Source organism: Paraburkholderia kirstenboschensis (genome assembly GCF_032806925.1).
GTDB classification, from domain to species: Bacteria; Pseudomonadota; Gammaproteobacteria; order Burkholderiales; family Burkholderiaceae; genus Paraburkholderia; species Paraburkholderia kirstenboschensis.
This window is the reverse complement of record NZ_CP136511.1, coordinates 1,276,637-1,295,650: the sequence shown is the minus strand read 5'-3', so window position 1 is coordinate 1,295,650 and position 19,014 is coordinate 1,276,637. Positions and strand designations below refer to the sequence as shown.

At 61.7% G+C, this 19,014-nt stretch carries 20 protein-coding genes and 1 pseudogene; 19 read left to right on the top strand and 2 right to left on the bottom strand.

The annotated features are described in order from the left end of the window. Positions 1-376 precede the first annotated feature (376 nt). The 14 genes from RW095_RS06400 (at position 377) to RW095_RS06330 (ending at position 11,728) form a co-directional block, all read left to right on the top strand. Complete coding sequence (locus RW095_RS06400; protein ID WP_317015205.1) at positions 377-772, top strand: DUF3331 domain-containing protein; 396 nt, start codon at positions 377-379, stop codon at positions 770-772. 517 nt (positions 773-1,289) lie between these two features. Continuing rightward, positions 1,290-1,445: a hypothetical protein gene (locus RW095_RS06395; protein ID WP_317015203.1), complete on the top strand. Its 156-nt coding sequence runs from the start codon at positions 1,290-1,292 to the stop codon at positions 1,443-1,445. Beyond that, on the top strand, positions 1,442-1,861 hold the full coding sequence (locus tag RW095_RS06390; RefSeq protein ID WP_317015202.1) for an ABC transporter permease subunit: 420 nt from the start codon (positions 1,442-1,444) through the stop codon (positions 1,859-1,861). Before RW095_RS06395 ends, RW095_RS06390 begins: the two co-directional genes overlap by 4 nt. A 121-nt stretch (positions 1,862-1,982) precedes the next feature. Beyond that, entirely contained in the window at positions 1,983-2,246 is a 264-nt protein-coding gene (locus tag RW095_RS06385) for a hypothetical protein (protein WP_317015200.1), read from the top strand. Beyond that, positions 2,243-3,118 carry an FAD binding domain-containing protein gene (locus tag RW095_RS06380; protein ID WP_317015199.1) on the top strand — a complete coding sequence of 292 codons (876 nt, stop codon included), beginning with the start codon at positions 2,243-2,245 and terminating at the stop codon, positions 3,116-3,118. Before RW095_RS06385 ends, RW095_RS06380 begins: the two co-directional genes overlap by 4 nt. A 3-nt stretch (positions 3,119-3,121) precedes the next feature. Further along, a complete protein-coding gene (locus RW095_RS06375; protein ID WP_317015197.1) occupies positions 3,122-3,610 on the top strand; it encodes a (2Fe-2S)-binding protein in 489 nt (162 codons plus the stop codon). Next, positions 3,603-5,957 carry a xanthine dehydrogenase family protein molybdopterin-binding subunit gene (locus RW095_RS06370; protein WP_317015196.1) on the top strand — a complete coding sequence of 785 codons (2,355 nt, stop codon included), beginning with the start codon at positions 3,603-3,605 and terminating at the stop codon, positions 5,955-5,957. The genes RW095_RS06375 and RW095_RS06370 overlap by 8 nt, the downstream gene beginning before the upstream one ends. Before the next feature lie 15 nt (positions 5,958-5,972). Beyond that, on the top strand, positions 5,973-6,854 hold the full coding sequence (locus RW095_RS06365; protein ID WP_317015194.1) for an NAD(P)-dependent oxidoreductase: 882 nt from the start codon (positions 5,973-5,975) through the stop codon (positions 6,852-6,854). A gap of 9 nt (positions 6,855-6,863) precedes the next feature. Next, complete coding sequence (locus tag RW095_RS06360; protein WP_317015192.1) at positions 6,864-7,529, top strand: CoxG family protein; 666 nt, start codon at positions 6,864-6,866, stop codon at positions 7,527-7,529. Positions 7,530-7,676: 147 nt separating this feature from the next. Further along, entirely contained in the window at positions 7,677-7,988 is a 312-nt protein-coding gene (locus tag RW095_RS06355; RefSeq protein ID WP_317015191.1) for an NIPSNAP family protein, read from the top strand. Between the two features lie 80 nt (positions 7,989-8,068). Continuing rightward, complete coding sequence (locus RW095_RS41700) at positions 8,069-9,277, top strand: amidohydrolase (protein ID WP_449406525.1); 1,209 nt, start codon at positions 8,069-8,071, stop codon at positions 9,275-9,277. Positions 9,278-9,376: 99 nt separating this feature from the next. After that, a complete protein-coding gene (gene yqhD, locus RW095_RS06340; RefSeq protein ID WP_317015190.1) occupies positions 9,377-10,531 on the top strand; it encodes an alcohol dehydrogenase in 1,155 nt (384 codons plus the stop codon). A 41-nt stretch (positions 10,532-10,572) separates the two neighbouring features. Beyond that, a complete protein-coding gene (locus RW095_RS06335) occupies positions 10,573-11,475 on the top strand; it encodes an NAD(P)-dependent oxidoreductase (RefSeq protein ID WP_317015189.1) in 903 nt (300 codons plus the stop codon). A gap of 82 nt (positions 11,476-11,557) precedes the next feature. Beyond that, positions 11,558-11,728 carry a hypothetical protein gene (locus tag RW095_RS06330; protein ID WP_317015188.1) on the top strand — a complete coding sequence of 57 codons (171 nt, stop codon included), beginning with the start codon at positions 11,558-11,560 and terminating at the stop codon, positions 11,726-11,728. Between the two features lie 117 nt (positions 11,729-11,845). On the opposite strand, the gene RW095_RS06325 is transcribed toward RW095_RS06330, so the two are convergent. Together RW095_RS06325 and RW095_RS06320 are read right to left on the bottom strand one after the other, a co-directional pair. Beyond that, on the bottom strand, positions 11,846-12,268 hold the full coding sequence (locus RW095_RS06325; RefSeq protein WP_317015187.1) for a hypothetical protein: 423 nt from the start codon (positions 12,266-12,268) through the stop codon (positions 11,846-11,848). 155 nt (positions 12,269-12,423) lie between these two features. Continuing rightward, positions 12,424-13,716, bottom strand: a complete 1,293-nt coding sequence (locus tag RW095_RS06320; protein ID WP_317015186.1) for an MFS transporter — start codon at positions 13,714-13,716, stop codon at positions 12,424-12,426. A 1,112-nt stretch (positions 13,717-14,828) separates the two neighbouring features. Here RW095_RS06320 and RW095_RS06315 point away from each other — a divergent pair. The 5 genes and pseudogenes from RW095_RS06315 to RW095_RS06295 form a co-directional block, all read left to right on the top strand. Next, a complete protein-coding gene (locus RW095_RS06315) occupies positions 14,829-15,044 on the top strand; it encodes a hypothetical protein (RefSeq protein ID WP_317015185.1) in 216 nt (71 codons plus the stop codon). Positions 15,045-15,237: 193 nt separating this feature from the next. Then, entirely contained in the window at positions 15,238-15,618 is a 381-nt protein-coding gene (locus RW095_RS06310) for a hypothetical protein (protein ID WP_317015184.1), read from the top strand. Between the two features lie 118 nt (positions 15,619-15,736). Beyond that, on the top strand, positions 15,737-16,732 hold the full coding sequence (gene fliG, locus RW095_RS06305; RefSeq protein WP_317015182.1) for a flagellar motor switch protein FliG: 996 nt from the start codon (positions 15,737-15,739) through the stop codon (positions 16,730-16,732). Positions 16,733-16,869: 137 nt separating this feature from the next. Beyond that, positions 16,870-18,465 carry an EAL domain-containing protein gene (locus tag RW095_RS06300; RefSeq protein WP_317015180.1) on the top strand — a complete coding sequence of 532 codons (1,596 nt, stop codon included), beginning with the start codon at positions 16,870-16,872 and terminating at the stop codon, positions 18,463-18,465. 316 nt (positions 18,466-18,781) lie between these two features. Beyond that, a pseudogene (locus RW095_RS06295) lies at positions 18,782-18,985 on the top strand (transposase domain-containing protein); the annotation flags it as partial. Positions 18,986-19,014 lie beyond the last annotated feature (29 nt).

Below are 19,014 nucleotides of genomic sequence, written 5' to 3'. Positions count from 1 at the left end.
TACTTAATGTCACCGAAGGAATCATCGTGTCACATGTTCTACGTAGCTGGATCCATATTGGAAGCAACGCATATAACGAGTACACGTTCGTGCCGTGGCTTGGCAGGACCATTTATCGCCGCACGGTCGACTTCTCCGTCATATGTATCCAGTAGCCGCAAGTCAGGAGTTGTTCGACCTCTACGGTTGCTCGACTCCTGCTTCACTATTCGCTAAGAAAGCCAAAAGATATCGCACCTTGAAGCCAATACGAATTCTGACATCGGTCAGAAAGTGAATCCTGTTATGCGCCTGCTTTCCCTGCGTTGTCCCCATCCCATCATCCATGATCGAGGCGGTCGGACCGACATATGTCAGCGCCCGAGGTTCGAGACCCGTGGACGACGACGCCCACAGTCATCGTTCCTCTTTTTTCTCCGCCAGTCCCGATGCGGAATCCTCCGGACCTGTCCGCTCGCTCCCGCTTGGCGAGCCGCTCAACTCACGTCAGTCGGACGGTGGTGACATGCGCACCTACACTGTGACGGTCGTGGAGGAACTGTCCAATTCGCTCTTCGCATTGCGCTGGCACGACGCGACGCTTTGCAACTACGAGGAGCAAATCTGGGCGCCATGCCTCGCCCCCGGGGCGGGGCGTTGCGCCTTGTCTGGCGAGCACATCAGCAAGGGCGAGCGGGTCTACCGTCCCCGAATCCGCGGAGGGTTCATCCCACTTAACAGCGATGCAGTGATTCTGGCCAGCGAGCTGATCAAGGCCAGCACACGCGCCTGAGACGCACTGGAGTTGACGTATGTAGACCCAGGCTCAGCAGTAAAGCATCGTTGGCGCACTGGCCGTCTCAGGGTGCACTCGACCATTTAGCCACAAGCGGTTCAACGGATTCATCGGGCCAGCGCCCATCACTTTCTGACCGCCTCCGTCGGGTACGCGACTCACGTGCGCCCACCCTCGGCGGCCTTCCGTGCGTGCTCGATCTCCGCGGAGTTCCCGTCACATTGCCCTCGCACAGCTCGGCGGGTGTCAGAATTTGTCGGTAACTCGTCGTTCGACGATTCGAAAACACTGCCGTTGAACTGCTAAATTCATCCGGGTAAATAGCGAAAAGCCCAGTAAAGCGGTGAATATGTGCTCAGCGGGTATGCGAGTATCTGCAGGCAGATTTTTTCATCAAAAATCGATATCGTCGGTTGACGAGTTAAGTTTTTGGCGATATCTTCGCGTCTCAAGAGGTGGCCGTATCAGCGTCTACCACGTGTGAACAGCGCCGCGCAAACGGTCGGAGCGAGCCATGAGTAACGTCGTCGATAGTCAGGAGGAGTCGGGGCTGAACGCCAACCACAACAACCTCCCGTTCGCGCAGTACCGCGAGGCGGTGGTGATGAAGTTCGCCGGCCAGGCGCCGATCGACGTGCTGTGGGTGTCCGACGGCTGGCTACCTGCGTGATTCCCGATATCGCACTCGTCGTGCCGTTCTTTCTGTTCGTGCGCCAGTTGGGCCTGCTCGACAGAGTCGGGGCGTTGATCGTCACTTATGTGGCGATCATGGTGCCGTTCAGCGTTTTCATGTGGCCCGGTTATTTCGAATCCCTACCTGACGAGCTCGACAAGGCGGCTCGGGTCGACGGCTACTCGCGGATTCAGGTTTTGCTAAAGGTGTTTTTGCCGCTCGCAGTGCCATCGCTGGTCGCCGTCATCATGTTTACGGTCCTGACCAGCCGGAACGAATTCCTGTTCGCCTCGATGTGTAGCAGACCGCCGCGTCGCAGACCGTCTCGATCATCGTCGCGTCGTTCACGTCGGATTCACGTCGATTTTCGTTCCTCAACGCAGCCGGCGTGGTCGCGATCGTGCCGTCTGTGATTGTCGCCGTGGTGTTCGAGCGTTACATCGTGTCTGGGCTGACTGTCGGCGCGGCAAAGGGATAAAGCGAAAGGTCATGGGTTCAAATCGAATTTCATTCGCAGCATGCAGTGGCCGTGCAGTGTCAGCTGGGATTCCTGCCGAGGACACCAACGAGCATGGCGACTCGAACGATTGTTCGCTGACAGGCGACATCGCCTCGTTGCTGCCGGTCGGTTCCGGTCAGTTTATCGGCCGGCGATGTCTGGGGCAGACGATGTTTTTCCGTTCCGGCAAGGAGCGTTCCTGCAAGGTCGGTGAACGCGTGACCCCGCCGATCGACCGCTGCCGCCTGCACCTTTTCGATGAAGCGAGTGGCGTGAACCTGAAGGCGCAGACCACATGAAACCCGCGGTATTTTCGTATCACCGGCCTCACACGCTTGAAGACGCTCTGTCGCTGCTCGCGCTGCACGGCTTCGACGCCAAAGTCATCGCGGGAGGGCAAAGCCTCGCGCCGATGATGAACATGCGCTTTGCGCAGCCGGCCCATCTGATCGACCTCAACGCATTGCCGCGACTCAGCGGCGTGACGCTTGCGGGGGAGTCGTTATCCATTGGCGCGATGACGCGCCATCACGAGGTGGCCACCAACGGCACGGTGCGCGCCGCTTGCCCGCTGCTCGCGGAAGCGGCCGCGACCATTGGGCACTATGCGATTCGCCAGCGCGGCACGCTTGGGGGCAGCCTGGCGCATGCGGATCCTGCTGCGCAAATGCCGCTCATTGCAAGCACGCTGGGTGCGAGCATCGAGATTGCCGGACCGGACGGCAGCCGCGAGATGCCAGCCACGGAGTTCCTGATTGCGGTGATGACGACCGATCTTGCCGCTGACGAAATCATTCGAGCCGTGCATTTTCCGGTTGCACGCCCGGGCGAGCGGCACGCATTTGAAGTCTTTAGCAGGCGGCACGGAGACTTCGCGATTGCGGCTTGCGCACTCACCGCCATGCTTGACGGCAACAGATTCTCCAGCCTGCGCATTGGCCTCGGCGGCGTGGCGGACGCCCCGCTTGTGCTGGGCAAACTCGCAGCGGGCTTCGTGGGCGCTCGTGTCGATGCGCGGACACTTGCTGCAATCGCCGACGCGGTGGCTGGCGCTATCGATCCGTACGACCAACCGGATATCAGCGCCGCTTACCGGCGCGATCTCGTCAAGGCGCTCACGGCGCGAGCGTTGCAACGCGCAACGCAGTCGGCCAGCACGACCTCCAATTGAGTCATGGAAAAGAAAACAATTTATCTCAATGTGAACGGCACCCGTCACGAAGTGCATTGCGAGCCTCGCAAGCTCCTTTCCGATGTGCTTCGTGAAGACTGCCGTCTGACCGGCACGCACGTTGGCTGCGAGCATGGTGTATGTGGCGCATGCACTGTGTTGATCGACGGCCGTCCCGCGCGCTCGTGCCTTGCGTACGCCGTTCAAATGGATGAAGTGCAGATCACCACGATCGAAGCTGTCGCGCAGAATGGCCGCCTCTCTCCGCTGCAGCAGGCGATGCATGAGTGTCATGGCCTGCAGTGCGGCTTTTGCACGCCGGGCATCGTGATGACCTTCGAGGCTTATCTGCGCGAGCACCCAAGCCCCTCTGAGGCCGAGGTGCGCGAGGCGCTTTCCGGGAACCTGTGCCGCTGCACTGGCTACCAGAATATCGTGCGGGCGACCCTGCGCGCGGCAGCGCGGATGCGAGGGGAGAGCGCCGATGTCTGAGCCGACGTTTCGCTATCTCAACAAGCCTGTGCCGCGCACTGAAGACTATCGTCTGCTGACGGGCTATGGTCGGTATCTCGACGATATCGAAATCGCGGGCGCCCTGCACGTGAGCTTCGTGCGCTCGCCGCATGCACATGCGCGGATCGTTTCAGTGGATACCGCGGCGGCTGCCGGCATGCCTGGTGTCGTGACCGTCGTCACCGGTCGGGAGCTGGCGCAGTGGACCACGCCGATGCGTGTCGCTGCGCCGGTCGAGGGCTTGTTGCCGGTCGAGTTCGCGACGATGCCGACCGACATCGTGCGCTTTCAAGGCGACCTTGTCGCGTGTGTGGTTGCGACCGACCGGTATCTCGCGGAAGACGCGGCGGAGCAGATAATGGTCGAGTTCGAGCCGTTGCGTGTGGTGACCGACATGTGGCAGGCGCTTGAAGCCGATGCGGCGCAAGTCGACCCCGGGGTGCCCGGCAACCTGGTGTCGCACCAGACATACTCGAACGGCGACCCGCAGAGCGTGAGCCAGCACGCTTACCGCGTAGTCGAGGCGACCTTTCAGCAGCAGCGGCAGACCCATGTGCCCATCGAAACGCGCGGTTGCGCAGCAGTCTGGGACGCCGGACGCGACCACCTGACGTTCCACATCGGAACCCAGGTGCCGCATCCTTTGCGCACTCAGCTCGCGCAACGGCTCGGACTCAGCGAGTCGCAGGTGACGGTGATTTCGCCTGACGTCGGCGGTTCGTTCGGTCAGAAAATCGCCTTGTACCGCGAAGAGCTGACCGTTGCTGCACTCGCGCGTCATCTGAAGCGGCCGGTGCGCTGGCGCGAAGACCGTCTCGAGAATCTGACCGCATCGGCCAATTCCCGTGAAGACTTCTGCCGCACGCGCGCCGCGGTGGATGAGCACGGCACGCTGCTCGCGCTCGATCTGGAGATCCGGGAAGACTTCGGCGCGTATTGCTTCTTTCCGGCGAACTATCTCGCGCGCGTCGTCGCGATGGTGTTGAGTGGACCGTACCGGCTGCAGCACTACGCGTTCGACGTGAAGGTCGTGCTCAGTCACAAATGTGGCAATGCACCCATGCGCGCGCCGATGTCCATCGCCAGTTGGGTCATGGAAGGCACGATGGAAGCGATTGCGCGCGAGTTGAAGCTGGATACGGTCGAAGTGCGCCGCCGCAACCTGCTGACGCCGGAGGAATTGCCGTACCGCACGGCCACCGGCGAATTGCTGGCCGACATTACGCCGTCGCAGACCTTTGAGGCGGTGCTGGCGGCCTTCGATTACGACGCGTTTCGCGTGCGCCAGCAGGCGGCGCGGGCAGCCGGACGCTATCTTGGGCTTGGTTTGTGCAACGTCGTCGAGCCGACGACGTATGGTTCGCGCTTTTATAAATCGGCCGGCATTCCGGGCTCGGGACACGAGGCCAGCTGGATTCGGATCGAGCCGAGTGGTGTCGTGAACGCGTCGGTGGGTCTCGGCCCCAGCGGGCAGGGCTATGAAAGCGCAATGGCCAATGCGGTGGCCGAAGGCCTGGGTGTGGATCCGTCGAGCGTGCACATTCATCTGGGCCACACCGATATCGCGCCGTACGGGATGGGCAGCCGCGGCGCCCGGAGCGGCACGGCGGGCGGCGGCGCGCTTTATTTGTGCGCACTCGATGCGCGCCGCAAGGTGCTCGCAATTGCCGCTGGTTGTCTCGAACTGCCCGATAGCGCCTCGCTGCGCCTTGTCGAGGCGCGCGTCGAGCGCAGTACCGGCGACGCGTGGGTCGAGACGGGTTTAACGCTCGCCGACGTGGCTCGGCGTGCCTATATGGATCCTACTTCGCTGCCGCAGGGCCTGACGCCTGGCCTCGAGTTTCACCTGACCTACGATCCGCCGCCGATGACCTACTCGAATTCGACGCATGGGTGCGAGATCGAGCTGGACGTGGCCACCGGTGCGATCCATTTTGCGCGCTACGTGATCGCCGAAGACTGCGGCACGCTGCTCAATCCGACCTTGGTGACAGGGCAGCAACATGGCGCAGTGGCGATGGGCCTGTCCGGCGCGTTGTTCGAGCATACGCGCTACGACGAAACGGGACAGAACCTGACCGGCTCGCTTGCCGACTACCTGATCGCCACTTCGACCGAATTACCCAATTTCGAGACCATCCCGTTGCACACGCCTAGCCGCGCGACGGCGGCGGGCATCAAAGGGATGGCCGAAGGCGGCGTGATGGGCGCGCTCGGCGCCTTGACCAACGCCGTGAACGACGCGCTAGCGCCATTCGGTGTGGTGGCGGACCGTCACCCTTTGACTCCCATGCTGTTGCGCGACCTGCTGCGCGACAAACTCTGACCGGATCAAACAAACATGAATCAGTCTGCAAGCAAACCTGCTGTCGGCTTTATCGGCCTCGGCATCATGGGCGCCTCGATGGCGGCGCGGCTCGCCGCAGCCGGCTACCCGTTGCACGTCTATAACCGTACACGTGCGAAGGCTGAGCCGCTTATCGAAGCGGGCGCATCCTGGCACGCCACGCCAAAGACGCTCGCTGAAGCATCCGACGTGGTCATCACGATCGTCGGCATGCCGGACGACGTGCGCGCACTGTACCTCGGCGACGACGGTCTGATCGTGAACGCGCGGCGCGATGCCGTGTTGATCGACATGACGACCTCGAGCCCCCAACTGGCAGAAGAGCTCGCCGCGCACGCTGCGGCTCGCGGCGTGCACATGCTGGACGCGCCGGTTTCGGGCGGCGATGTCGGCGCGCGCGAGGGACGGCTGTCCATCATGGTGGGCGGCGCGGCCGACGTGCTCGCGCGCGTCGAGCCGATGCTACGCTGCCTCGGCACGAACATCGTGTTGCAAGGCGGACCGGGCGCGGGTCAGCACACGAAGCTGTGCAATCAGATCGTGATCGCATCGACGATGCTGGGCGTGTGTGAAGGGCTCGCCTATGCGCACAGCGCCGGACTGGACCCGCAGACCGTATTGAGCGCGATCGGCGGCGGCGCGGCTGGCGGCTTCCAGTTGAACAACCTGGGGCCGCGCATCGCGAAAGGCGATTTCGCGCCGGGCTTCTTTATCGAGCATTTCATCAAGGACATGCGGATTGCGCATGAGGAAGCCGCTCAGATGGGACGTGAGTTGCCGGGTCTCGATCTGGTGCGCAGTCTTTATCAGAAGCTCGCCGAGCAAGGCTTTACGCGTAACGGCACACAAGCGCTCTTCAAACTCTACGAACGCTGAAGAGGGGCGATGAAGCTAGCTGATCAATGCATTCTCCCCGCACGACCCGAGACCGTGTGGCGTGCGCTGAACGATCCCGCCGTGCTCGAGGCTTGTCTGCCTGGGTGTGAGTCGCTCGCGAGGGTGGACGAGCGGCATTTCGAGTCGACCGTTCAGATTCGCGTCGGTCCGGTGGCGGCGACCTTCAGAAGCAATGTGGAGCTATCGGATCTCGATCCACCCAGGGCTTACACGATTGTCGGCACGGGCAATGCAGGCGCAGTCGGCTTTGCGAAGGTCACCGCGCGCGTGCAACTCGAACCGCAAGCCGAGACGACCGTGCTCGCCTACGACGCGGATGTGGAAATCGGCGGAAAGCTAATGAGTGTGGGGTCCCGCCTGATTCAGTCCGCGGCGGGCAAGAATCTTGACGCCTTTTTCGGCGCGCTGAAGGCGCACATCGAAATGGAGGCGGCGCCCGGGCATTCTATGCGACACATCGAGCCGGCGCCGCAAACACGGCCTGACAACGCGCCACTGATCGGCGGAGTGCAACGTCAGCCGCACGGCGAGACGAAGCCGTCCACCGCCACGTCCAAACCCGGCCCGACACCCGGTCTGCGGGTCTGGCTGGTCGCTGCAGGTTCGGGTCTGCTCGGTTTGCTGGCTGGATTTCTGATAGGGCACGCGGGCTGACGGTCGCGTCGCGATGGTGGTGCCCGGTGAGCGAGGGCATCCGGCGCAGCTTCTCATTCGCGGCGGAGTAGAGGTCTGCCGGACCGCGTGACAGTGGGCCCGGTGGGCGTCGTTTTGTGAGCGTTTGAATTGCAACAGGAGGCAATCATGCTGGTGGAAATGCGTACGTACCAGATTACGCCAGGAAAGGTGGGCGAGTTTCTGCAGATTTACGAGCGCGAGGGGCTCGAGATCATTAGCCAGTATGCACGGCTCAAGGGCTGCTGGACTAAAGACTCGGGTACGTTGAATTCGGTCGTGTTCTGCTGGGGCTATGACGACTACGCGCATCGCGCCGCGCAGCGCGCAAAGCTCGCCGCCGATCCTCATTGGCAAGCTTTCACGCCTCGCATCCTGCCGTGCCTGGTGCATCAGGAATCGGTGTTCCTTGCGCCCGTGCCGTTTTGCCCTGCTGACTGAAGCAGCAGAAGCGGTGAATCTTCCGACTGCCGAATGTGCAACGTTGCTTGTCGCGCTGCAGTCTGCTTGTGAGGTAATCAATGATTGAAGCTGAATTGCTCGACAACATGGTGACGTTGCGTCGTGCACTGCATGCGCACCCCGAGACCGCGTTCGAAGAAGTCTCGACGGCGCGGCTGGTGGCATCGCTACTGCGCGAGTACGGTTTTGAAGTGACCGAGGGAGTCGGCAAAACTGGTGTGGTCGGAACGCTGCGAAGGGGAAGTGGCCCTGCGCTCGGATTGCGTGCGGACATGGACGCGTTGCCCAGGGTTGATCACAACGAATTGGAGCACCGTTCGCAATGCAGCGGAAAAATGCATGCGTACGGTCACGACGGCCATACCGCGATGCTGCTGGGCGCCGCCGCTTCGCTAAGCCGCGATACCGATTCGCACGGCACGGTGCACTTGATCTTCCAGCCGGCCGAGGAGGTGGCGGGCGGCGGGCGCGGCATGGTCGAAGACGGACTTTTCGAGCGTTTCCCGTGTAACGCGGTATTCGGTCTGCACAACTGGCCTGGCTTGCCGCTCGGCCATTTCGCGATCGACCGTGGTCCGATGATGGCCTCGTTCGATAGCTTCGAGATTCTGGTGGACGGCAAAGGCTCGCACGCCGCGATGCCGGAAGAGGGGATCGATGCGCTGGTCTGCGCGAGCCATGTTGCGATCGCGCTGCAGACCATCGTGAGCCGGCGCGTCTCCCCGAAGGAAGCATGCGTGCTGAGCGTCACGCAGATTCATGGCGGTGAGGCCTGGAACGTGTTGCCCGATCGCGCCGTGATTCGCGGCACCGTACGCTGCTTCGATGCCGACGTGCAGGAACTCGTACGGAGCTTGCTGCACGAGATCGGCACACTGACAGCGCAGGCGCATGCGGGGGAAAGCGACGCTGTCTTACCGCTGCGGCTATCCGGCAACGATCAATGCGCCCGCCGAAAGCGACGTGGCGCTCGAGGCGGCGCGCGCGACCGTCGGCGCGGCGAAGGTGACGTTGGCCTGCAAGCCGTCGATGGCCTCCGAAGACTTCACGTTCATGGCGCAGGCGAGGCCGGGTGCGTATGTCTGGATGGGCGTCGACGGGCCGAAGCCTGGCGCTCCGCTTCACAACCCCCACTACGACTTCAATGGCGACGCATTGGCTACCGGTGCATCGTATCGGGTGAACGTCGTGAAGGCGTTCGGCGCTGCGCGCGGGTGAAGCCTCGCGGGTGTCCAATGTTCGATCTGTTTTTCAAATCCCCGCGGTAACGGTCGTAGCTGGTCTGAACGGCATCTGGTTTAGATACGGGTAACCGTTTGTTCCGGTTCAAGACGACCGGTCATTTGAATGTAAGGAAGAGAGATTCAATGCAGAACTTTACGTTTCATAACCCCACACGAATCATTTTCGGCGAAGGCCAGATTGCCGCGCTCGACGCTCACGTCCCGCCCAACGCGCGGGTGCTGATTACGTGCGGCGGCGGGAGCATCAAGAGCAACGGTGTGCTCGCGCAAGTGCAGGCGGCGCTCGGTGAGCGCGCGTGGCACGTGTTCGGCGGCATCGAGCCGAATCCCACTTACGAAACGCTGATGGAAGCGGTTGCACTCGCCCGTGAGAAGAACATCGACTTTTTGCTGGCGGTGGGCGGCGGCTCGGTGATTGACGGGACGAAGTTCATCGCGGCGGCGATGAAGTTTGACGGCGAGCCATGGGACATTCTGGCCAAGCACGCCCCGGTGCGCGATGCGGTGCCCTTCGGCAGCGTGCTGACCCTCCCCGCGACCGGTTCGGAAATGAACAATGGCAGCGTCATCAGCCACCGCGCGAAGGGCGACAAGCTGTTTTTCACGAGCGACGCGACGTATCCACTCTTCTCGGTGCTCGATCCGACTACGACCTATTCGTTGCCGCCGCGGCAAATTGCCAACGGTGTCGTCGATGCGTTCGTTCATATCGTCGAGCAGTATCTGACCTATCCGGTCGGCGCCAGGGTACAGGACCGTTTCGCCGAAGGCCTCCTGATCACGCTGACTGAAGTCGGCCCGCAAGCGCTTGCCGAGCCGCACAACTATGCGGTGCGAGCCAACCTGATGTGGACGGCAACGCTGGCGCTGAACGGCCTGATCGGCGCCGGCGTGCCGCAGGACTGGGCGACCCACATGCTCGGCCACGAGATCACGGCGCTGCACGGAATCGATCACGCACAGACGCTCGCGATCGTGCTGCCCGCCATGCTGAGTGTGCGCCGCGAGTCGAAGCGCGCGAAGTTGCTGCAGTACGCCGAACGCGTCTGGAACATCACCGAGGGCAGCGAAGACGAGCGTATCAGCGCAGCGATTACGGCGACCCGCGTGTTCTTCGAACGCATGTCGGTGGGAACCCGCTTGCGCGATTACCGGATTGGCGCACAGTCAATCGGCACGCTGGTCGCGAAGCTCGAAGAGCACGGGATGACGGCGTTGGGCGAACACGGCGACGTGACGCTCGACGTGAGCCGTCAGGTCTATCAATTTGCTGTCTGAACAGCGCCGCATTCCCGCGGCGGATCATTTGGAGTGTCATTATGAAAATTGGATTTGTAGGACTTGGCGCGATGGGCGCCGCAATTGCGAAAAACCTGATCGACGCCGGGCATGACGTGCAGGTATTCAACCGGAGTCCGGCACGCGCCGAACCGTTGCGCGAAGCGGGGGCGAGCGTCGCGTCGAGTCCCGCGCAGGTGGCGCTCGGCGCCGACGCGGTGTTCACGATGGTGGCCGACGATGCCGCGCACGCTGCGGTCACGTTCGGCGAGCAGGGCATCGCCACCACGCTGAAGCCGGGTGCGCTGCACATCTCGATGAGCACCATCAGTGTCGCTACCGCACAGGATCACGCGGCGAAGTACCGTGAAGCGGGTCTTGCCTTCGTGTCCGCGCCGGTGTTCGGCCGGCCCGATGCCGCGGCGGCGCGTAAGCTGTTCATCATGGCGGCCGGCGCGCACGAGCACCTGAAGGTTGCCGTGCCGCTTCTGGAAACGCTTGGGCAGTCGGTGGGCATTGTCGGCGAGGATCCTTCGCAGGCCAACCTGGTGAAACTGATCGGCAATTTCATGCTGTCCGTGATCATCGAAACGCTGGGCGAAGCCTGTGCAGTAGCGGGCAAGGCCGGCATCGATCCGATGCGTCTGGTCGAGCTGCTGACGAGCGCGAACTTCAACGCGCCGCCCTACAAGATCTACGGTCCGCTCATTGCGTCGCAGCAGTTCCAGCCGCCTGGCTTCTCGTTGCCGCTCGGCCAGAAGGATAACCGCCTGATGCTGGCAGCCGCTGAGGCGCTTGGCGTTCCGCTGCCGCTGGCAAGTCTCGTTCACGACCGGTTCCTGACGTTGCGCTCGCAAGGGCTCGGGGCTGAGCATGACTGGTCGGCGGTGGCGCTTTGTGCGCTCTCCGATGCGGGATTGAGCAACGCGCTTCACGGCGGCTGAGCGCAAGGGCACGATGCCGCTCGCTATGAGCGGTATTCGACGTGCGAAGCCCGCGTCGACGGCCGCGGCGGCGGCCCGGTTCATGGCCATCATCCGCGCCGCTGGACGTGTCGAGACGCGCAACTGCATCGGTGTGCTGACAAGGGTCAGCACTATGTGGCGACAAGGTGAAACCTATCCCGATCCGGCAGTGGAAGTGCTCGATCCGCGCTTCCTGAAATACCGGACCACGACGAGCGCGCAGCGCAACTGATGGCGGCGGCTGCAAAGCGATGACCGTGATAGAGCGATTTTGTCTTTTCCTGATGGCATGTTATGCAAGCGCTTGGACAACGTGACAATGTCCTCTCTGGGTATCAGGATGGCTGGCTCACGCAGCGTTCGTAAGCCGCTCGGCGTTGAGGCCGAATTGGCGCGCGATCGATTGCAGCCTGTCGCCCCACTCCCAGACGCCGAAGACGTCATGTACGTTTTGCAGGCAGCTCAACAGGTAGACCGTCTGCGGGTCGTATACGTTGATCTTCGAACGCAGTAGCGCTCTTTTCAGCACGGCGACGCCCACGTCCATATAGGCGGGGATTTCGTTCTTTTGCTTACTGACATAGTGAACGGGAACCCCTTCCATTGCTGTCGAGTAGTCGCGTGGCCTGATGAAGTTGCCGATTGGACAGCCGCCGCAGTAACCGCGATATGCGCCGCCGCCGCGCGGCAAGAGCGCTGCCTTGCGCTGCTGAAAAAGATGCTGGACCGCCTGGTCGAAAATGACTTGGTGGCTTAAAAATTCGAGGGTCATTCGGTTCTCCTGCCGCGCCGGAGCTTGCGCGGTAGTCAGTTCTTGCTGAGCACACCAGCGCTCCGCGCAGGAACGTTGCGATAGCCATCAAAGTACTGGCGTCGTGCATTCATCGGATCGCTTACCGACGTCTTGGGCAAGTAGACCCGAGGCCGTCAGGCCACCGTGCCGCTCGTCTCGACTGCATTGCCGGGCTTGCGGTTGCCGATCACGAAGATCATCGCGAGCACGCCGATCAGATCGATAGCCGCGCCGAGCATGAAGCCGCTGCCATAGCCGCCGAGGTACTGCACCGCAAAGCCCATCATCGTCGGGCCGACGATGCCGGAGATGTTGCTCATCAGGTGCACGAACCCGCTCACGCCACCGAGATGCCGCCCCGGCACGAGCTCGTGCATGGTCGCCCAGCACGCCTGCGACGACGCCGTGAGAAACATCACGGCGCACGCGACCAGGATCACCGCTGGCGCGGTCGAATCCACCATGCTGACGCCGAGCATCGCCAGACCCGAGAGCGCGAGCGGAACCACCGCCGAGATCTTTCGAGCGAGCAGCTTGTCCTTCATGCGCTTGAAGAAAGCGTCGGCTAGCAGGCCGCCGCCAAAGTAGCCGATGCCGCCACACGCCCACGGCACCGCGCTCAGGGCGCTCATCTGCTTCATGTCGAGATGGAGGGCGTTGGTGAAGTAGCTCGGCATCCACGAGATGAACACGAACAGCGTGTAGTTCACCGCGAACAGTCCGACGCCGAGCGCGAGCGTGCTCGGACGCATCAGGTAGCTGCGCAGCGGCATGCTGTCGTTGCCGGCTTCTGCGGGGCGAATCGCGCTGCGGCTCGCTTCGATCATCTCGCGTTCCATTGCGCCGACGCGACGGTTCTCTGCGGGCTTGTCGGTCGCGAACAAACGCCATGCAACGATCCAGACGAGCCCGAGCGCAGCGATGATCACGAATGAGGTGCGCCATCCGTACCCAAGCGCAATCAGCCCGACAATCGGCCCGGCGATCGCGCTGCCAACGGTTTGACCGGAGAACGTGAAGCCGATCATCGTCGAGGTTTCGTGACGCGGAAACCAGTTGGTGATCGCGCGGTTCGTCGTCGAATTCATCGGACCTTCGCCGAAGCCGAACAGCGCGCGGGAGAGCAGCAGCGTGCCGAAGCCGGTCACGGCCGCGGTCAGGCCGCAAAAGATTGACCAGCTGGCCATCGCCCAGCTGAACACGCGGCGCGGTCCGTATTTGTCGGCCAGGTGGCCGCCGACGAACGCAAAAATGGAATAGCCGACGAAGAAGCTGCTGAACACGATGCCCAGTTCCGAAGGCGAGAGGCTCAGTTCCTTGTTGATGATCGGCGCGACGACGCCGAGTGCCGCGCGGTCCATGTAATTGATGGCACCCGCGACGAACAGCAGCAAGGCGACGATATAGCGATATCTACCTGTCTTCATTTGTCTCCAATCCCTTAGGAATCCATTCCATCGCTGTGAACTAGAATAGTCGCGTGGCTTGATGAAGTTGCCGACTGAACAGCCGCTGCAGTAACCGCGATATGCGCCGCCGCCCGACAAGAGCTCGGCTGATAAAGATGATGGACCGCCTGGTCTAAAATGACTTGATGGCTTAAGAATTCGAGGCCATTCGGTTCTCCTGCAGCACCCGAACTTTCTGGTAGTCGGTTCTTGCTCCGTTCCGCCGAGCGGTTCGTCGTAGCGAGAAGAGTAGGTTTTGCCGAAGCGCGAATCTACTCTACGGTGGGATATGCCAATGCCCCGTTAGCGTAGCTTGCTTATACGGGCGTATAACCGGTTCTGTCGCATTAACGCGGTGCGATATGATCAGCGGCGACAAAACGAATCGCATGCTCAATGAAACAGACGCTGCGCGACTGCCGATAGACCGACGACTTCTTTTTCCGTGAGCCTGCTCATGGATGGTTTGTTGGTTGCTGGTTTCCGACTTCGGCAATCGCCGCCATTCCTCGTCTCCCCAGCGATACTCGATCTTCCGACGGCAGGCCTACGGCTTGCCGGCCATCCCTCTGCGCGCGTGATCACGTCCTTAAGCGTTTCTTCAGATTATTCGTCTACCATTCTCGGGGCACCAAGAGGCAATCGGGGGCGACTATCCTGTACTGCGGTCAGCGCGGTAAGTAAATATTTAGTGTTTTCCCTGGCTAAAGTTATTACCGCATATTGCCGACACATGCATTGACAGCTTTACTCCGACCGTGATCCGTGCGCATGACGAAGCTAACGTTTGCGCGGAAACCGTGGCTGACGTTGTACATCAGCGTCCTCTGGCCTCGTCGCACTCAAAGGGTTCGACGCGTTGTCGCGGTGTAGCGTGGTTGCTGACCGTGTCGCACGGACGTGTAGCCCATGCTTCAGTCGGCCTGAGCGGCTGCTTGCACGGCTCGCGGTGCTCGCCGGTGTCTTGCTGTTTCCATGGCTCTCCTGGACACACTGTAAGGAGCGCAGACCCTTGACGCTCGCCCATGGTGGCGGCGTGTGGCGATGCGCCCAGGGCGCCAGTTCCGGTTCAGAACTTCAGGAGATGCAAAATGGGTATCGTGCGCAATGAGATCGGGCAGTTGGAAAATGCGGTGCGCACCTTGGTACGCCGCCCTTGGCTTATCCGCCGCGACTACTGGGTGTCGGAGGTCGAAGACGTACTAGAAAGGCCCGGCATTTCCGCAGGGGATCGACAGCGCCTGGGGGCGCTCCTGGACCTGCTGGGGACCGTTGCGGACTACCGTCATGTCCAGGGCGCGCACTGAAGCGTGGGCGAGAATGCGCCGGGCAATGCCTGGGGAACGCAGATTGCCCGACCGAGCATCGCCGGCATGCGTTCGCAGGCGGGACCGCGACCCTGACTTGCCGTCCGAGGCCTCAGATGCCTGCCGCGCCCGCGGCCGCCGGCCTGTGTTTGCCTGGCACGGTGCCGCCCGACAACCTTCCGGAGCAACGCTCATGCAGCACGACGGGCCGCAACGCGATGCCGCCTTTGGCGCCGCGCCGCAGACAATCATCAAGGCGTTCAAGGAACTCTATATCCTCTCGGGCGCGGCCGCTCAGTTCGGCTGCTACGGACTTGAAGTTGTGGATTCACAATGGCGCGCACTCATTGAATGTACGCACGACGCGCGGGCGGTGGCGCCGCGTGAGGCCGCCTGCGAAACGGAAGCGTTCACCGCGTTTGGGCAACTGCTGGCGATGTGCGAAAACATCGTTGGACTTCACATGAGCGGACACCCGTGCCCGCCTGCGATGTGGCGCGAAGTCGCCAGGATGGGACGCGACGCGTACCCTTACATCTATCAACGCATGGCCGCACAACGGGGCGGCGCATGACTTCCTGCCCATTCATTGATGACTCAATCGTTGCAGGTGAGGGACGACTTCGTGTGCTGCCCTCCGACGCGCAGGTGTGGAAGACATCTGCGTGCTCTTTCGGCGGCAGGTGGCTTCAATGAGTACCGACGGTGTCATCAGAGCAGCGCTGCTGCTGGTTGCACTGGGCGAAGAGGGCGCGGCTGAGGCATTCCGTCACCTCAGCCCGCGAGAAGTGCAGAAAGTGAGCGCCGCCATGGCCGCGTTGAAAAACATCGAGCGCAGTGCCATCGATGACGCGGTGTGCGGCTTCATCGAGCAGGCGCAAACGCAGACGAGTCTGTCACTCGAGGCGGATCAGTACATACGGTCGGTGCTCAACCGGGCCTTGGGCGAAGACAAGGCCGGCGCCATCGTTGATCGCATCCTGGTCGGTGGCGACATCAGCGGTATCGAGGGCCTGAAGTGGCTGGATGCGCCTGTGGTTGCGGAGCTCATCAAGAATGAGCATCCCCAGATTATCGCCACTGTGCTGGTGCATCTCGATCCGCAGCAGGCGTCGAGTGTGCTTGCCAGCTTCACCGAACGAACGCGCAATGATGCGCTCCTGCGCATCGCGACGCTTGACGGGATCCAGCCGGCGGCATTGCGCGAGCTTGACAAGTCGCTGATGGAACTGCTTTCCGGCGATGCCAACTTGAAACGCCGCGCGCTGGGCGGTTCGCGTGTGGCCGCCGAAATCATCACCAATCTTTCTAACCAGCATGAAGAATCAGCGATCGGCAATGTCCGCGACTATAACGACGAGCTGGCGCAAAAGATCGTTGACGAGATGTTCAACTTCGAGAAGCTCACTGCACTCGATGATCGTTCGATCCGCCTGCTGCTTAAGGAGATAGATTCCCAGACGCTCGTCGTCGCGCTGAAGGTGGCGCCGCCTGAACTGCGAGAGAAGTTCACGGCCAATATGTCGCAGCGTGCCGCCGAACTGTTTGTTGAAGACATGGAAGCGAGGGGCCCCGTGCGCCTTTCGGAGGTTGAGTTCCAACAGCGCAGGATATTGCAGATCGCCCGCGGGCTTGCCGACGGGGGTGAGATCGTACTCGGGGAGAAGGCCGGCGATGCGTACATCTGAGAGCCGCCGTGCGATTCGCCGCGTAGATCCCTACCCCCGGCGGTCTGGATCAGGTGTCGCCAATGCCCCGTATGGACCGAGAGTCGCATCCGCTTTAGGGCGGTCGCGCAGCGGCATTGCTGGGGACAGGTTGGGCAATGGCTGACGCGACCAAAGCCGTCGATATGGGATCATCGAGACCCGTGCGCACGGCGACGATTTTCCGTCGGGCGGCTCCGCGCCTGTCGCTGGCTCTCGCGGTCGGTGGTGGTGCACTCATGATGCTGGTGGCCATCGTCCTCGGCGAACAACACGCCGACCGCGCGGTGAACCACCACGGGCAACTGATTGGCAACGATCTTCTCTTATCGGTCGACCGCATTCTGGACGGCGTCGTTTCGAGACGTCGAACGGAGCTTGCCGCTCTTGCGGGCCAGCCGTGTGCGGAGGTCGCGCGTTCTCTGGCTGAACTGGAAACACACCTTCGCTATGTCCGCGCCGTGGCGCTCGTCTTCAACGGACGTCTTTATTGTTCGTCCGCGCTTGGACCGATCGACCGCCCGTTGTCAGCCTATCTGACGTCGTCTGCCCGCAGCGACAGCATAGGTCTTCTTGCGCAAACGCCGTATCAGCCCGGGGAACCCGTCATTGTCATGTATAGTCCGGCTGGCAAGGGTGCCGGCGTTCTGTACGTGGTTGAAGGCGACTATCTGGCCGATGCCCTCGCGCACGGCATCAGGTTGGGCGCAGAAACGGCAGCGCTATCAATGGCGGGGATCGGCATTTTGAATGATCATGGTCGCTTCCTGTCTGCTTCTGCATCTCAGGCAGCCTACGCCACCCGCGTGACATCGCATGCATGGCCGTTCGCTGTTCTGGTTTCCTCGTCCGAGGGCTTCACCTCGGGCACGCGCCTGAAGTACCGGCTAGCCTATGGTGCCGTCGGACTATTGCTTGCCGCCCTGATCGTGGCGGCGTACCTGGTGGCGTCCGCGCCGCGCCGAGTTCTCCTGAGCGCAGTTCGTCATGCGCTGCGACGCGGAGAGTTTCAGGTCGTATATCAGCCGATCATTGCCACCGTAACACGCAGCGTCGTCGGAGTGGAGGCGCTATTACGCTGGCATCACCCCAAGTGGGGGGCGATTAGCCCGGCCGTTTTCATGGCTGAAGTCGAATCGAGTGAACTGCTGCCCGCGGTAACGCAGTTCGTGCTGCGCACGTCAGTTGCCGAAATGACCCTCTGTCCACCGACAATTCCGCTTCGCATAGCGGTCAACGTCGCGCCCAAGGACCTTGAACGGAAGGGCTTCGTTGCGGAGGTGGAGGCTTTGAATGAGAAGCTGCCGGCCGATAGCAGCCTCGTTCTCGAATTGACCGAACGCTTTTTGTTGAGCGAAAGCGCGCGCACCGCAGCCGTTTTCCAGGCGCTGAAGGCAAAGGGCATCAAGTTCGCGATAGACGATTTCGGCACCCAGCACAGTAACCTGGACGTACTCGATCGGTTTCCGTTTGACTATGTGAAAATTGACCGGCAATTCGTGAACCAGATCGATACGGGCGGAGCCCACCTGATCAACGGTATCGTTTCAGTCGCCAGGCACTTTGGGTTGCAGGTCATCGCGGAAGGCGTCGAGACAGAGGGGCAGCATCAGGCGTTACTCTTGGCTGGCGTGCCCTTCGCCCAAGGGTATCTTTATCAGCGGCCCGTACCGGCTGGCAAGCTGGTTTCCATAGCGACTGCGGGAAACGCGTGAACTGCTGCCCGCTTTGAAGTGGTCAAGGGCAATTTTGGCAGCCTGAACTTCCGCGAAGCGTTGAGCGGTCAGGACAGGGTTATCTATGAGGTGCGCGGCGACACAATTTACGTTCAGGTCGTCACCCATACGCGCCGCGATTTACGCACGCTTCTTCAAAAGCGGCTATTGTGTGCACGCTAGCAAAAAACGGACAGCCGCACAAACGGTGCCACAATGCATTGTGGGTTTGAGCACATGTCCTGGGAACAGGCGGTGTTGGCTGCGGATCTGCTGGGCGTTCACTGAGAGTGGATGAAAAGTGGGGGAGGGGGCGTTCAGTGACACCGTTGCAGGGTTCAAGACCAGCGCCATCATCTACAGCCTGATGCTCGCGTGTCGTGCTTGCGACGTCGAGCCGTATGCGTATCTGTTGGACGTGCTAACCGAACTGCCTCAGCGCGCACCGCATGTCGATATCAGCGATCTGTTGCCGTTCAACTCGGCAAGGAAGCCGAGCAACGTATCGGCATCGGCCTGATCTAGCCACTGCGCGCCCGCTAACTCAAT